Consider the following 16,252-nt stretch of genomic DNA (forward strand, 5'->3'; position numbering starts at 1 on the left):
AGCAAAATAAATTCTTGCAACTTTCATAAAAATAACCTTATATTAGTCGCAACTTTAGGGGTGTCTGCTCATGCAGGCTGAGATTTTACCCTTAGAACCTGATCCGGATCATACTGGCGTAGGGAAAAGTGAGCTGTCTACAAGGTGCATTGCTGCGCCTTTGTGTAGCCATTCCTAAAGTTTTACCAAAAAAAATTAAGGAATGGAACTTACAATAAACCATCAAATTCGATTTTTCGATCCCGCACTTACGTCACTAGAAGGCTTGTTACTTTTGGAATTATCTGGCAAAACCCAGGGCGTGGCTGTAGCCATCAACAACCAAGTCATCCCCAAAAAGGACTGGGGTACGACAACACTTAAACCTTATGATCAGATTATCTTAATCACTGCATCTCAAGGCGGCTAGCCTTTCAAAAAAAATCAACCGAGTAATTCACCACAATACAGAAAAAATGACAGCTGAAACAATTACGCAATCCCCCTTTCCAAATGCAAAGAAAATTTTTGTAGCCGGAAAACTATTTCCTATTCAAGTCGCTATGCGTCAAATCTCCTTGAGCCCAACCAAATTAACGAATGGACAGATCGAAATTAATCCGCCGGTAACAATCTATGATACTTCTGGGCCTTATACAGATGACACTATCCATATCGATATCCGCAAAGGACTCCCTCGCCTTCGCGAGCAGTGGATCTTGGATCGTCAGGATGTCATACAGTTGGCTGGCATCAGCTCTGAATATGGACAAAAACGACTTTCTGATCCAACGTTGGACGAACTCCGATTTGCCTATAGCCACAAACCGAAAGTAGCCTCTGCCGGCAAGAATGTCACCCAATTACATTATGCAAAGCAAGGCATCATTACCCCGGAAATGGAGTATGTTGCTATCCGGGAAAACCAACGTATTGAGCAGTTGGAAGCTAGTACCCCTGGGATGGATCATCAGCATCGGGGGCAAAACTTTGGTGCGAGAACACATGATAAAGCTATTACACCAGAATTTGTCCGTGAAGAAATCGCCGCCGGAAGAGCGATCATACCCAATAATATTAATCACCCTGAAAGTGAACCCATGATTATCGGACGCAACTTTCTTGTTAAAATCAATGCCAATATTGGCAATAGCGCCGTAAGTTCAAGCATAGAGGAAGAAGTTGAGAAAGCGGTATGGGCCTGTCGTTGGGGGGCTGATACCATCATGGATCTATCCACTGGCAAAAATATTCACGAAACCCGCGAATGGATTATCCGTAACTCGCCAGTCCCAATCGGTACAGTACCGATCTATCAGGCGCTCGAAAAAGTAAAGGGGGTGGCCGAGGATCTTACCTGGGAAATATTCAAAGATACCTTGATTGAACAGGCCGAACAGGGTGTTTCGTACTTTACCATACACGCCGGCGTATTGCTTCGTTATATCCATCTCACGGCATCCCGAGTTACTGGAATTGTCTCCAGAGGCGGCTCTATCATGGCCAAATGGTGTCTTTTTCATCACAAAGAAAATTTTCTCTATACCCATTTTGAGGAAATATGCGAAATTATGAAACAATATGATGTGGCTTTTTCACTTGGCGACGGTCTTCGCCCCGGAGCTATTGCAGATGCAAACGATGCAGCTCAATTTGCGGAGCTCGAAACCCTGGGCGAACTCACCAAAATCGCCTGGAAACATGATGTTCAGGTGATGATCGAAGGGCCAGGACATGTTCCTATGCAATTGATCAAAGAGAATATGGACAAGCAATTGGCCTGTTGTGACGAAGCGCCATTTTATACCTTAGGTCCCTTAACAACAGATATTGCTCCAGGCTATGACCATATCACATCCGCCATTGGAGCGGCTATGATCGGTTGGTATGGCTGTGCAATGCTTTGCTATGTTACCCCCAAAGAACACCTGGGTCTACCAAATAAAAAAGATGTCAAAGATGGTGTAATCACCTATAAACTAGCTGCCCATGCGGCCGATTTAGCCAAAGGACACCCTGGTGCACAATATCGTGATAACGCCTTGAGTAAAGCCAGATTCGAATTCAGATGGGAAGATCAATTCAACCTTTCCCTTGATCCAGATACCGCACGGGAATATCATGACGAAACATTGCCGGCAGATGCGGCTAAAGTGGCGCACTTCTGCTCCATGTGCGGTCCCAAATTTTGCTCGATGAAAATAACGCAGGAAATCAGGGATAGTGCCGCCCAGGGGATGCTGGAAAAATCGCAGGAATTCATCGCACAAGGAAAAGAGATCTATTCATGATTATTGCATTGACAGCAGCAGAAACAATCCGTTCTGAACAGGCGATTATAACAGCGTTGTTTAAAGAAGGTCTTGATATTCTGCATTTGCGTAAGTATCATTTTACAGACTTACAAATGTCGCGATATATAGAAACTATAGCTCCTATATACCGCGACAGATTGGTTTTACACTCACATCCGCATCTATCGGCTGAGCTTGGGATTGCACGAATCCACCTGAACGATAAAAGTAGACTGCATGAATCTGCAAATCAACTGGGGCCTACAACAATCTGTTCAACATCTGTGCATGATATTGATCAATTCAATAGCCTTGATGAACGTTGGGCCTATGCTTTTTTCAGTCCATTATTTCCGAGCATCTCAAAAGTGGGGTATGGAACGCATAATGCAAGACTAGGTCAACTACCGTCACGCGCCAACTTTGCTGTTCGTCTCATCGGTCTTGGAGGGATAAACCAAAACAACTGTCTTATTCCGATGCAGCAAGGTGCAGATGGAATTGCCTTATATGGCACTTTATGGAAACATCGGGATCCTATTCAAAATTTTATTGCATGCAAACAAAAACTATGGAAAGACTCCAATATATCTCACAAGGTAAAACTATAAGGGAACAAAAAAACAACATGCTGAAAGTGCTGGACGCTGGGGCCAAATGGATACAGATCCGATGGAAGGAAGCCGAGGAAAAAGATCTTTATGCGCTCGCCGAAGAGATCAGGCAGGCTTGTTCCGAATTTGGTGCCAGCTGTATCATCAATGACCATCCTTCGCTTGCAGCGGCTGTAGACGCTGATGGGGTGCACTTGGGACTGGACGACTGCAGTGTAGCAGCTGCCCGGCACCTATTGGGTGCAGGAAAAATAATTGGCGGTACAGCCAATAGCTTTGCCAATGTAAAGCAAAGAATAAGTGAACATTGTGACTATATCGGGCTCGGGCCATTCAACTATACCACGACAAAACAAAAACTAAGTCCCCTACTGGGGATTGCAGGATATGAAAACATCATCCAACAAGTCCACCGAGAAGGCCTAACCCCTATTCCAATATTCGCAATTGGCGGTATAAGCCAACTTGAAGATATCCAACATCTATTAGAAATTGGCGTCTACGGTGTAGCACTCTCGGGAATCGTAACCAAGACTCCAAACATTGTTTCATCCATCAATAAAATTTTACTATGAGCAACTTACATATAGCCGATCGCGTATTTGAATCCAGATTATTTCTCGGTACGGGCAAATTCGGTTATCTCACGGAAATGAGCGCTGCCATTGTGGCTTCGGCTTCCCAATTGGTCACCGTCGCCCTCAAACGAATCGACCAGACCGGCTCAGACGACAGCCTCATCAGCGCGCTCGATCTGGCGGCAATCCATTTGCTTCCCAATACTTCGGGAGCACGAACAGCTGAAGAAGCAGTACTTGCGGCTCAACTTGCTCGCGAAGCACTGGAAACAAACTGGGTGAAATTGGAAATTCATCCCGACCCACGTTATCTGCTGCCCGATCCTATTGAAACCTTACGCGCAACCGAATCACTTGCTAAATTGGGTTTCGTCGTCATGCCCTATATTCACGCAGACCCGGTACTTTGTAAACGTTTAGAAAATGCAGGCACAGCTGTCGTTATGCCTTTAGGTGCCCCTATTGGAAGCAATAAAGGGCTGCGTACCTTGGACTTTCTCGAAATTATTATTGAGGAAAGTAATGTCCCAGTGGTCGTAGACGCTGGAATCGGAGCGCCTTCCGATGCCGCTAAAGCCATGGAAATCGGAGCTGATGCGGTGCTTGTCAATACGGCAATTGCAGTCTCTAATAATCCGATACGTATGGCCGAAGCTTTCAGAGAGGCCGTTATCGCTGGACGGAAAGCTTATGAGGCCGGATTGGGAAAGATAGGCTCCCACGCAATCGCTTCGAGCCCCCTAACTTCATTTTTATTTGACTGATAATTCACTATGACAGATTTCAAAATGATACGCGATGAATACTCCTGGGATGAGGTCCATGCACAGATTTATGACGCTACGGATCAGGATGTACAACATGCGTTAGAAAAAGACCATTTAACGCTCTCTGACTTTAGAGCGCTCATCTCACCGGCTGCAGCACCATATCTGGAGCAAATGGCACAAAAAACCCAACAAATCACGCAACGTCGTTTCGGTAAAACCATACAGCTCTATGCCCCGCTTTACCTGAGCAATGAGTGCCAAAACATCTGTACATATTGCGGTTTTAGCATGGACAATAAAATCAAACGCAAAACGCTGAGCAACACCGAACTATTACTGGAAGCAATGGCACTTAAAGCCATGGGAATCAATCATATCTTACTGGTCAGCGGAGAAGCCAACAAAACTGTCGAGATCACTTATTTCCTAAATGCTATTCGGCTTTTAAAACCTCATTTTTCACAGATATCCATTGAAGTACAGCCATTGGAAGAATCCGAGTACCGATTACTGCAGGCAGCCGGAGTCTATGCAATATTGGTCTATCAGGAAACCTACCATCGCGAAGTTTACAAACAATATCATCCGAAAGGAAAAAAGTCCAATTTTGACTATCGTTTGGATACGCCTGACCGTATAGGCCGGGCGGGAATCCATAAAATCGGACTGGGCGTATTACTTGGGCTGGAGGACTGGCGGGTGGACAGCTTTTTCACCGCGGCACACATCGCCTATTTACAAAAACGATATTGGCAAACACGCTATTCGATTTCCTTTCCACGCCTGCGACCAGCCGCAGGTTCTGTTGAGCCAAATTTTCATTTGGCAGACCGCGATCTACTGCAGTTGATCTGTGCATACCGCCTGTGGAATGAAAATTTAGAAATCTCCATTTCCACCCGAGAGAACGAAACCTTCAGGGATCATATCATACCTATTGGCGTAACGACCATGAGTGCCGCTTCAAAGACCAATCCGGGAGGCTATGTTGTTGATCCGCAAGCTTTGGAACAATTTGAAGTAAGTGATGAAAGAGATATGGAAACAATAAAAAATCAAATCCGAAAGATGGGCTATTCTCCAGTGATGAAAGACTGGGAGAGCAATTATGCCGGTATAGTACGTTAAATACATGAAAAATAACATTTTTGATCGCTATAGCAGACAGATTTTTATTGAAGAGATCGGCGTTGCCGGACAACGGAAGATTATGGATGCCAAGGTATTGGTCGTCGGTGCAGGGGGACTCGGGAGCCCTGTCGTTCAATATTTAGCCGCAGCTGGTATAGGCAAACTTGGCCTGGTTGATTTTGACAGGGTTGAAATCCACAATCTAAATAGACAGATCATTCATTCCGAAGATAATATACACCAGGCAAAAACAGAAAGTGCCACAGCCTATATACGGCAACACAATAGTACAATTCATTTTGAGCCCTTTCAGGTAAAAATAGATGCAGACAACGCGCTAGCATTGCTCGCTCCCTATCATATCATTGTCGATTGCTGTGATAACTTTACAACACGCTACCTGCTTAATCATACGTGCCTACAACTCGATAAACCTTTGGTGTACGGTAGCATCTATGGTTTTGAAGGACAGCTGGCTGTCTTTAACTATCAGGGTAGTAAAAACCTATTGGATATCTTTCCAACGCCCCCCGATCCGGAACAGGTTCCAAATTGCGATAAAAATGGGGTGCTGGGTCCTTTACCTGGTATTATCGGCAGTATGATGGCCATGCAGGTGCTTAAAATAATAACCGGATTACCCGTAGACAGCAACCAGTTAACGGTTGTTGACACATTCCATTGGCGTTTTTCGAAACTCTCCTTCTAAGGATTATTTCGGAAGGCGTTCCGCAAAAAGAGATAGAACGCTTTAAAAGAGCTCAAAAATTTATTTTAAAACAAAAGCAGACAAACAAAATTTGCTAATTTTAGTTTATATATTAGCAAGCTTAAATGTCAACTTTACGATCTAGAATGAAAAAAGTAATTTATCCATTACTCTCCCTCTCTTTATTACCCTTATTTTCAATTGCGCAAGAGACGAAACTCACTGCTGATGATCTCTTTGTAAAAGCGCGAAAGGTAGCCTTTGATTCAAAAGATTATCCGCAAGCCATTCAATTATCCAAACAGGCGCTACTTCAAGCACCGGATTACTCGGATATCAGTATCTTTCTCGGACGGCTTTATACCTGGTCGGACAAAATTGATTCGGCAAGAACCATCTTCACAGAACTGGACAAAAAGAATACAAGTGATGAAGATTTCTTTTTAGCATATGCCTCATTGGAATATTGGAATGATCAGACTGACAAAGCTATTGCAATTACAGACAAAGGGCTTAGCCTACATCCGCAGTCGCAGGATCTACTTCTGTTAAAAGGTAAAATTAGTTATGGCAACGATCATTATGAAGCTGCCGAAAAGGCAATTCATAGTTTATTGGCAATTAATCCTAAAAACACAGAAGCTCGAGCACTGGCAAAAAGTATTGAAGAATATACGGCTAAAAACGCAATCGGTCTGACCTACAACTTCGTCTATTTTGACAAACAGTTTGATCATAATTGGCACATTGTCGGCTTAAGTTATAAGCGGGCAACCCCCATAGGATCAGTTATTTTCAGGACCAACTATGCAAATAAATTTGCAGAAAATGGCGTACAATTCGAGATGGAGGCTTATCCTCGTCTTTCAAAGATATTTTACCTCTACGTGGGTGCTGGATACTCCAATAATGTGGGGATTTTTGCGAAATATAGAACTGGCGTGTCTCTCTATGCCAATCTTCCGAACAGCTTTGAGGGAGAGATCGGATATCGTCAGCTTTATTTTAGTGACAACATCTGGATGTACACGGCTTCAGTCGGAAAATATTACCAAAACTTTTGGTTCAATCTGAGGACTTATCTTACACCGGGCGAAAAGAATATTTCCCAATCCTATACCGGAACAGTCCGCTATTATACAAAAGGAGCAAACGATTACTTCGGATTTAGTGCCGGAACGGGTCTGAGCCCCGAAGAAAACCGAAATAATCTATTGGACAACGCTTCCTATAAATTAAAGACATTCAAAGTAGGTGCCGAGTATAACTTCTCGGTGAAACAAAGTAACCTATTTTCAATTTCGGGCACCTATTATAACCAAGAATTCAGGCCAAAAGAGAAAGGAAATCAATTGGACATCATCCTTGGTTATATTCGAAAATTCTAGTTCTTCTTTGTTCTATTAAAGTAATTTGTATACACACTGTCTGGAAGAAGTCGCTTCTGGGTATAAAAGAGTTTGTTCTTGCGCTTAAATAATTCAAAGCGCTTGGACAATTCTTCTTTCGCATTATCCGCGGTGGCATCTTCATTGAGTATTCCATCCAGTTTATACAGTTGTCCATCGGAAAGATGGTAACTGCCTTTTACAAAATCAATCAATTGATTTTTACTCTGCATCATGGCAATGCCATCTCCCTGAGCTGAAGTGCCCTTGTCAAGGCCCTGACCGATCCAGGTAACTTGTGTAGGAGTTTTCATACCAAAATTCTCGCGATAGTAGGCCAATATGGAAGGCGCGACATCAAAATGGCTAACAAAATTATGAAAAGTCTTTGGCCCTTTCAAAAGTGGTGAATAAATCAACAGTGGAACATGATAACGATCGATTTTGCTTTGCAAGGGTATCTCAGGCATCGCGTGGTCCCCAGTTATGACAAAAATAGTATTTGCAAAATCTGGTCTCTTTTTATATTCATTAAAGAACTGCTCCATCGCATCATCTAGATTCAGCACCGAAACAAGCTGGGTACGGTTTTCCAAAGCCCACTTTTTTTGTTCGGGTGTAAGGTTCAATGTTGCGATACGTTGATCAAATAGTTGCTCATAATGAGCCGCATTATTAATCAAAAACGGATTATGGGTTGATAGTGTCAAAAGAACATGGAAATAAGGGTGTTCCTGTACCTTCTGTACTTCAAGAAGTTTGCTAAAGACAGCTTGATCTTCATATCCCCAGCTCTCCCCACCCTTTTCGGGTAATTTTTTATAAGGAGGTCCGAATGCGGCTTGGTCCATGAGCATATCTATTTTATTATAATCCATGAACTTTTTCATGAAATCAAAATTAGAATGACCGCCATAGAAAAACCCAGTATTGAATCCATTACTCTTCAGAATATTAAATAGATTAAAGTTGTCAGGCAAGGTGTCTTGTTCCATGAATCCATGTGTTGCAAAAGGCAACGAACCTGTTATGGTCGGCAAAACGGAAAATGTCCGACCCGAGGAACTCATATTATTATCCCAATACAAAGACTGTTGCTTCAATGTACCTATAAAAGGCGTAAAGTTGCCAATATAGCCATTTTCAGCACTATAGGCATGTCCTAAACCCTCGATAACAAGAATGACCAAATTGGGTACTTTCGCCGTTTTCTGCATGTATGCCCCTAGGAAATCTTTAGTATCCTCTTTTTTCAAAAAGGGAAATTTAGTATCTACCACTTTTGCATCATCGTCGTCTTTATTGAACATAGCGAGCATCCCAGGGTGCTCATCCACGTAATTAGTGAAATTGGAATCGAAAAAATAACGCCACTTACTCCGGCTTGCATTGGCGACGAATTCATCTTTTTCGGAGCTCCCCCCCAAAAGCGAAGCCGAGGAGACAAAAAACGATATGATCCCCAAAGATAACAGTGCAATACTCGCATAAGCCTTTTTGAATGTCTGTTTATTGGCTACCCAAAGGGGAACCCAAGAAATTACGATCAATAATAAAAGTAAAGCAATATTGGTAAAACTCAACATACCACTGGCCTCCAAAATTTGCTTCATCTCTTCCGAACTATAATAGAACATATCAGCCCCAAGCAAATTTCTCGATTCGCCAAAATACAAAAACAAGATGAATTGCATAACGACAATAAACGAGAACGATATGACCATAAGAAGTCTTGCCCAAAAACTGCTGATGAACTGAAGCAATAAATAGCCGATTCCCAAACAGGCCAAGGATTGAAAGATAAACAAGATGTTATCCAAAAACAGGTATTTCCCGGCATGTGACTCCGAAAGCTGAGAAAATCGACGACCGTACCACCACCACTCGACACCAACAGATAACATATACAAGGCAAAGACAACCAACATAACAGGTCCTAAGCTCTGTAACGACAGAGTTAATCGCTGACCAAGGTATTTCCAAACCGACTCATTGGCATCTTTTTGTTGAAAGCCTTGCCGTGTCATTTCTCCCCAGCCATGCTGCTTACGAAAGTAATCAACAACCCCCTGTACCCCAGCTTTAACAACAATGGGATGAAAGTATAAAGGTTCTAGTATCGCGGTAGTTATCAGGGTGGAAAGATCTCGTTTCTTCGAATAGACCTGATGGCTAACAAGATCAACCAAGATGGCATAGATCGAATACAAAATTCCGGAAGCAATCACCAGTGCAAATAGTGCAACGAAAAATGGCCAATTGATTATTCCTAGAATAAAAAAGATTAGAAAAACAATATAGCCCGTAAATTCGACAATGGGTCCCAAGAATTCAAAGAAAAACCAATAAGGCATACTGAGCATACCAAAACGGCCATATTTGGGGTTGAACATAAGTTTACGATGTTTCCATAAGGTTTCCATCGTGCCCCGCATCCAACGATTGCGCTGCTTACGCAATACTTCTTTTGACTCGGGTACTTCCGTCCAGCACAATGGATCAGGAATGTTGACCACCTCGTAGGCTTGCTTTTGCTCCTCCATATAGCGGCGCATACGAACAACGAGTTCCATGTCTTCTCCCACCGTATTTCGGTCATAGCCCCCGCACGCTAATACAATCTCCCGGTCAAAAGCGCCAAATGCCCCGGAAATAAGAATTAATCCAGAAGCCCTGGACCAAGCCATACGGCCTAAAATAAAAGCGCGGATATACTCCAAAGCCTGCGTACGTCCCAACCATGATTTTGGTAGATTAACGTCGACCACCGAACCGTTCACGACATTACAGTTATTAGCCAAACGTATAACGCCGCCACAGGCTATAACCCGTTTGTCGGTCTGCTCCAAAAATGGCTTTGCTAATTTTAGAATAGCATCCTGTTCCAAAATGCAGTCCACATCAATACAGACGATATAATCTCCCGAAGAAATATTAACGCCGACATTGAGCGCATCAGCCTTACCGCCGTTTTCCTTGTCAACAACAATCAGCTTCTTAAAAGCTGGATTTTTGCTCTTATAGATCCCCCTTATATCCTTGGTCTCAATAGTTCCCTGAACAAAAAAGGACGTTGGTTCAAGTTCATAAGAAGCTATCAATTTCAAAATTGAGTCGTCTTTACTACCATCATTAACGATAATAATTTCCAGATTATGATAATACAGCGACAATAATGAACGTACGTTTTCAACGATGGTCATCCCTTCGTTGTATGCTGGCGCAATCAGACTGAATGTTGGCGCGTTGGGGTTGGTGGCAATAATACTATAATCCGTAAATGTATTATTGTGTTTGTAACGAAACACCGCTCCATAAGCGTATAGCCCTATCCAAGTATAGATAATGAATACTGCTGCCGAATAAAGCAAAAATAACCAAACTATAATTTCGTATACGATATGGGAAAACTCTAACATTTTTTCTCTTGCAAAGCGTGTTTAATAATTTGTGTAAGTTCGTCGTATATATCTTCACGTTGTGAAATCTCGCGCAAATACTGTTCTTCGCCCAGTACAACGAGTACTTCTGCTGCAGAAATTTTAATTGACACTTGGTTATGATTCCACAGTTGATCCTTTAGAAAATACTCACTTTCTCTACTTTTGGCAATCTTCATTGCTTTAAGGATTTCGATCTGAACTTCTATTGGTTGCAGATCAAAATTTTGCATAAATTGCTGAATTGTCCCACTGTTCTCAATAGCCTGCAACGTTCGTATGGCTTGTACACGAACCTTCGTAGATGGATGATCCAATAGGCTAAAAACTTCGGTATAAAAAGTCATCAATCTAAATTTTCGGATCAAACGCAATGTAAATACGACGACAGAATCATTTGAACTCTTAAGCCAGGTATCCACATGTAACTCCGAAAGCTCGGGTATTTCATGAATAGAAAACAATAAACGCAATTGTTGCCAGTCAGATAAGGGACGATCGAAATGGTCCAAAAAACCAAGTCCCTCATATCCCTTAAAACTTACGATCGCATATTGTGCTTCTTGATATACCGCAGTACGGGGATCATTAAGCTTGTCTGTTATCTCAGGGATTGCCGGTTCAACATTCATCGCGGCAAGCTCTTGAACCCCACCCGCAACCAGATAAGCTTTTCTATGCCGAAGCTTTCGCCAAGCCTCATCCTCCAATTTAAAATCATGAAACAACCTATTGATCGATTGTTTCGCTCCACCAGAAAATTTTCGATCCGAGTCGACTAATACATCCAAAAAAAGAGCCCGAAAAGAAGGTTCCTTCAGGTATTTCGCAAACTCCAGGTCTCGATCGCCATTCTCATCGCCACCTACTATAGTTTCCATAATTTTGTACTCGATGATCTGTCGCCAAGATTGCCTATTATGAAGGATTCTATAGCTATAAAAGCTGTATCCCAGCACTGTGATAATCAATAATAGTACTAAAATCAATACGATAACAATCGCCAGAATAAGCTCATGTAGCTCGATATGGTGGTGCATAATTTTATTTATTTATCAGGCGTTTTATCCTAAGAATCAGTTCGTTTGGACTAAATGGCTTAACCATAAAATCAGATGCGCCTAAATCAAATGCATCCACCACGACCTCCTCTTGGCCCATACTCGATAATACAATAACCGGGATTTTCTTTCCGATACTCTTTATTGCCGAAAGAATTTCAATACCAGAAGCAAAGGGCATCATAATATCCGTTACAACTAAATCCAAATTCAGTTCATTAATTTTCTCGATGGCTTCACGGCCATTTCTGGTCAGCACCACTTCGTGTCCTTCTTTCACTAATTTGTGTTCAACAGTACGTAGTATCAATTCGTCGTCTTCCGCTATTAAAATCAACATATCATTATTTATTTAAGATTTTTGCAATTAATTCCAATCCGATATCCATTTCTTGTTCGATGGCCACAAAAGCGATCGCAAGGTCTGTTTCAATCGTTGGGCTGATCTCCAGGTCCTTGGTCATTTGAGCCAATTTAATAAGTCCGGCTGTCGATGAAGTTCCCCGCAACTTATGAAGGAGTTCTTTGATGCGTACAATATCGTTTGTATCAATGGCCTCCTTTAACTGCTTTCTAGACCCCTTTATTTCCCGGACGACCAAATCCAGAAAAAAGGTTAAAAATGCGGGATCATCGCCAGCCTGTTCTTCCAGCCGTCGCATATCCAGATGCTCGTCCAAATCTTCCAGATCCGAGGCTTCGGCAGCACTGGGTTTAACCGATAACATGGCTTTTTCCAAGGCCTTGAATAAATCCTGTTGACGAATAGGTTTAGCTAGAAAGTCTGACATTCCCGCTTCCAGACAGCGTTCCTTTTCGCCTGAAATATTACCGGCAGTAACACCGATAATAGGTGTCTCAGCATAGGATGACATTTGCCGGATCTGTTTGGTTGCTTCAATACCATCGACCTCGGGCATCTGAACATCCATCAAAATAAAATCAAATTGTTTCTCTTTGCAAGCACGAATGGCTTGGGCTCCGTCAGAAACTTCGGTTAACTGGGCGCCAGGCATGATGCTAGCCATCATGCGTAAATTAAGCGCCATATTAACGGCATTGTCGTCTGCCAGGAGCACCTGAACGTCTTGACCGTACGAATCTGATGATAACGATAAGTTTGCATTCGCCTTTAATTGCGCGGCATCCTCCCTATTTTGTTGTATCGCCCTTCTTAAAGTCGAATACAACTCCTCAGATTTAATCGGCTTAAGTAGACAGAATGACCGCTCCTCTTGTCTAAATGCTGAAATTACCTCATGCTCTTCAGACGAAGTGTGCAACACGATCAAAGGGATACCTTCTTCCTGTTTTTTAAAGAGTTCTTTGATTTTTTCTATCGTTTCGAGTCCCGATAAGATCGGCATGTGGTAGTCCATTAAAATAACATCGAAACGTTCCCCTTTCATCAGTAACTGTAAGGCTTCCATGCCGTTTTCTGCGAGGACAGATTCGACGTTCTTATAGGCCAGCATATGTTGCAGGATGATCCGATTATTAGCGTTGTCATCGACAACGAGGACACGATTTAAAGGTAAAGCTGTATCTTCATCCTCCATTTCTTCACATCGGACCTCGATATCAAAATAGAACGTCGACCCGACACCCAGTTCGCTTTCCAGATTCAATTTACTCCCCATGTATTTCAAGAGGTTGTTGGAGATTGTCAAACCGAGTCCCGTGCCCCCATATCGTTTACTTACCGAGCTATCTTCTTGCGTAAAGGCATCAAAGATGCGTTGTTGCTTCTCTGGCGGAATTCCTATCCCCGTATCTCTAACCGCAAAACGTAAGGTTAATTTATTCTCATCATTGCGAAGTTTACTGATCTTAAATTCGATTTCGCCTTTTTCCGTAAACTTAACGGCGTTACCTAATAAATTCACCAGCACTTGCTTAATACGTGCCTCATCAATCCAAACAAAAGCTGGCAGTCCCTGCTCAATATTCAAAAGCAGTTCGACATCTTTTCGTTGTGCTTGATAGAGAACAACATTAATAACCTGATTCGCTACATCATATACATTATACTTATCGACAAATAATTCAAGCTTACCGGATTCGATTTTTGAAAAGTCTAAAATATCATTAATAATATTGAGTAAGCTATTTCCAGATTCATTGATATAGCCTAAGTATTGTAACTGTGTGTCATTTAATGGTGTTTTTAACAACAAATCGGAGAATCCGATCACACCGTTTAAAGGCGTTCGAATTTCGTGACTCATATTGGCGAGGAATTCGGACTTTGCTCTACTCGCCAGATCGGCCAGTTCCTTCGCTAACTTTAATTCATCATTTATTTTTACCGAATCCGTGATATTTTGTGTAAAAATAATGATCCCACCTATACTTCCATCAGCAAGATGCCAAGGTCTTACCTCCCAATTGAAATGTTGCGCTTCGGCAAGTCCGCCAGCCTGTATGACCTCATCCGTATTCTTATAAGGTATTCCCTCCAGCGCATCAAGGTAGATTTTTTTTCTATTTTCTGGGATATTTGGAAACAGATTGAAAAAGTTACTACTTGGCGGCAAGCTTACCCCTTCGTGAAAATCTTCTAACCATTGATTACTGACCGAAATATAGTTAAAGTCTCGGTCAAACATAGCAACCGAAGCAGGAACATAATCCACAAACGCACGTAACATCGATTCTTTGCGTTCCAGCTCCAAGAATAGCGATTTACTTTGATCGATATCCTGAATAATTCCAAAAACACGTTTACACACATCGTTTTCAAATTCTGGAATACCCTTTACCCGTACCCAAATTGATTCACCATTTTGCTTTAATAGGCGCAATTCCGTATCGTAATGTGTTCTTGATGTAATGGCATCTTCAAAAATTCCACGCAAAATAACCTGGCTTTCCGGCTCATAAAATCCGATTGCATGTTCAAAATCAGGTGTAAAATCAGAAGCCACACCATGAATTAGCTTCGTGGACTCGGACCAATAAACCTTGTTTTCAACTAAGTTGACCTCCCATCCGCCAACCTGAGCGACAGCATTGGTCTGCTCCAGGATCTGTTTGGTATGCAAAAGATCATTTTCAAGTCGCAATCGATCCGTCATATTCAAGGCTGTACTGACAACATAAGATCGCCCATTTTCATCCGTTTCCAACATATTGTGGTATAGCCAAGAAATATCTTCACCATCTTTTGTTTGGAGAACCATCATTCCAGAATCCTCTTTATTGCTGGCAATGCGCTTGAGATATTCTTCAACCAGACCCACATGATGAGACGGAACCAATTTCTTGAGGTTAAGTCCTTTTACCTCTTCTTTGGCATACCGCAACACCTCTCTTCCTTTTTCATTGACGGATAGAATATTACCGTCCAAATCATGCATACTCATGAGGCCAATCGCATTTTCAAAAAAGCTACGAAATCTACGTTCGGAATTCTCCAACTTGAGTTTTTCTTCGCGTTCTTTTGTTACGTTTCTGCCAAAGGCCAGAATATCATGATTTATCGGATCATATTTGAAATGCCATTCAATTTCGACAACTTGACCATTTTCTGTTTTAGTCCTACTCGTAGATTGAACGCCGTACTTTGTTTCCTCAACTCGACCTAAGTCCGACACTAACTCCCTTTCAGTGTCCCCCAATAATGTAAAAATAGATTTGCCTAAACTATTCGATCTGGACAATCCCAAGACTTTACTAAATGCAGGGTTAACTTCTTTTACCTTGCGCGTCTCATCCAATACACAAATAATATTGTTCGTCAAGTGAAAAATTTCGGAAAAATAACCAGCCTGTACTTTTCGTTTTTTTCCCAATAATATTTTGGTCACCGCCTTACCTAGCTCCTCCAATGAGTCTTTTTGCTTATCCGAAAGCTTTTTCGGATGGAAATCAATGACACAGATTGTTCCAAGAGCATCACCATCATCATCCAAAAGAGGAACCCCAGCATAAAAACGGATATTTCCTTCGCGAATCAATGGATTGGAAGATGAGCGTGGATCTTCAAAAGTATCTTCAATAACAAGGACCTCCTTGCTCATTATCGTGTATTGACAGACTGTATTCTTCCTTTCAACGGTATCCAGCTCCATCCCAACGCAACTTTGAATCCGTTGTGTTTCTTGCTCCATCATAGCAATTAAAGCTGCAGGGCAATCTGTAATCAGACAGGCTGCCTGCGCAAAAACGTCCAGCTCAGGGTCTTTCCCGAGTCCCATTAACTCATAGGACTTTAATTTTTCTATCCTTCTTAACTCATTTTCAGGAAAAACATTATTTGCCATTCACTTCTACTATTTAGATCTGG

At 42.1% G+C, this 16,252-nt stretch carries 12 protein-coding genes and 1 riboswitch; of the genes, 8 read left to right on the forward strand and 4 right to left on the reverse strand.

Translation table 11 applies throughout. The features are described from left to right. Positions 1 to 46: 46 nt before the first annotated feature. Positions 47 to 142: riboswitch (TPP riboswitch) on the forward strand. Between the two features lie 60 nt (positions 143 to 202). From thiS to B3H30_RS13930, 8 genes are all read left to right on the forward strand, one after another. Further along, the gene (gene thiS / locus B3H30_RS13895) at positions 203 to 409 is read left to right on the forward strand and encodes a sulfur carrier protein ThiS (protein WP_112376243.1); all 207 of its coding nucleotides are present in this window, start codon (positions 203 to 205) and stop codon (positions 407 to 409) included. Between the two features lie 46 nt (positions 410 to 455). Then, positions 456 to 2,270, forward strand: coding sequence for a phosphomethylpyrimidine synthase ThiC (gene thiC, locus B3H30_RS13900; protein ID WP_070570535.1), 1,815 nt, complete (start codon positions 456 to 458; stop codon positions 2,268 to 2,270). Next, positions 2,267 to 2,884 (forward strand): thiamine phosphate synthase, encoded by a 618-nt coding sequence (locus B3H30_RS13905; protein ID WP_159333037.1) that lies wholly within the window; start codon positions 2,267 to 2,269, stop codon positions 2,882 to 2,884. Before thiC ends, B3H30_RS13905 begins: the two co-directional genes overlap by 4 nt. After that, a complete protein-coding gene (thiE, locus tag B3H30_RS13910) occupies positions 2,830 to 3,462 on the forward strand; it encodes a thiamine phosphate synthase (protein ID WP_236560218.1) in 633 nt (210 codons plus the stop codon). Before B3H30_RS13905 ends, thiE begins: the two co-directional genes overlap by 55 nt. Then, positions 3,459 to 4,229 carry a thiazole synthase gene (locus B3H30_RS13915; protein ID WP_070570529.1) on the forward strand — a complete coding sequence of 257 codons (771 nt, stop codon included), beginning with the start codon at positions 3,459 to 3,461 and terminating at the stop codon, positions 4,227 to 4,229. The genes thiE and B3H30_RS13915 overlap by 4 nt, the downstream gene beginning before the upstream one ends. Before the next feature lie 9 nt (positions 4,230 to 4,238). Beyond that, positions 4,239 to 5,363: a 2-iminoacetate synthase ThiH gene (gene thiH, locus B3H30_RS13920; protein WP_070570527.1), complete on the forward strand. Its 1,125-nt coding sequence runs from the start codon at positions 4,239 to 4,241 to the stop codon at positions 5,361 to 5,363. 4 nt (positions 5,364 to 5,367) lie between these two features. Then, complete coding sequence (locus tag B3H30_RS13925) at positions 5,368 to 6,075, forward strand: HesA/MoeB/ThiF family protein (RefSeq protein WP_070570525.1); 708 nt, start codon at positions 5,368 to 5,370, stop codon at positions 6,073 to 6,075. A 146-nt stretch (positions 6,076 to 6,221) separates the two neighbouring features. Beyond that, on the forward strand, positions 6,222 to 7,463 hold the full coding sequence (locus B3H30_RS13930; RefSeq protein ID WP_083296141.1) for a YaiO family outer membrane beta-barrel protein: 1,242 nt from the start codon (positions 6,222 to 6,224) through the stop codon (positions 7,461 to 7,463). Here the strand turns inward: B3H30_RS13930 and B3H30_RS13935 are convergent. From B3H30_RS13935 to B3H30_RS13950, 4 genes are read right to left on the reverse strand one after another with little or no spacing between them, the layout of a single operon-like run. Then, complete coding sequence (locus B3H30_RS13935; RefSeq protein WP_159333038.1) at positions 7,460 to 10,882, reverse strand: sulfatase-like hydrolase/transferase; 3,423 nt, start codon at positions 10,880 to 10,882, stop codon at positions 7,460 to 7,462. The genes B3H30_RS13930 and B3H30_RS13935 overlap by 4 nt on opposite strands. Then, positions 10,876 to 11,943, reverse strand: coding sequence for a hypothetical protein (locus B3H30_RS13940; protein WP_070570521.1), 1,068 nt, complete (start codon positions 11,941 to 11,943; stop codon positions 10,876 to 10,878). Before B3H30_RS13940 ends, B3H30_RS13935 begins: the two co-directional genes overlap by 7 nt. 4 nt (positions 11,944 to 11,947) lie before the next feature. Then, positions 11,948 to 12,304, reverse strand: a complete 357-nt coding sequence (locus tag B3H30_RS13945; RefSeq protein WP_070570518.1) for a response regulator transcription factor — start codon at positions 12,302 to 12,304, stop codon at positions 11,948 to 11,950. Between the two features lie 4 nt (positions 12,305 to 12,308). Next, positions 12,309 to 16,229 (reverse strand): response regulator, encoded by a 3,921-nt coding sequence (locus tag B3H30_RS13950; protein ID WP_286834489.1) that lies wholly within the window; start codon positions 16,227 to 16,229, stop codon positions 12,309 to 12,311. Positions 16,230 to 16,252 lie beyond the last annotated feature (23 nt).

This window comes from Sphingobacterium sp. UBA7038 (assembly GCF_002494055.1).
GTDB classification, from domain to species: Bacteria; Bacteroidota; Bacteroidia; order Sphingobacteriales; family Sphingobacteriaceae; genus Sphingobacterium; species Sphingobacterium multivorum.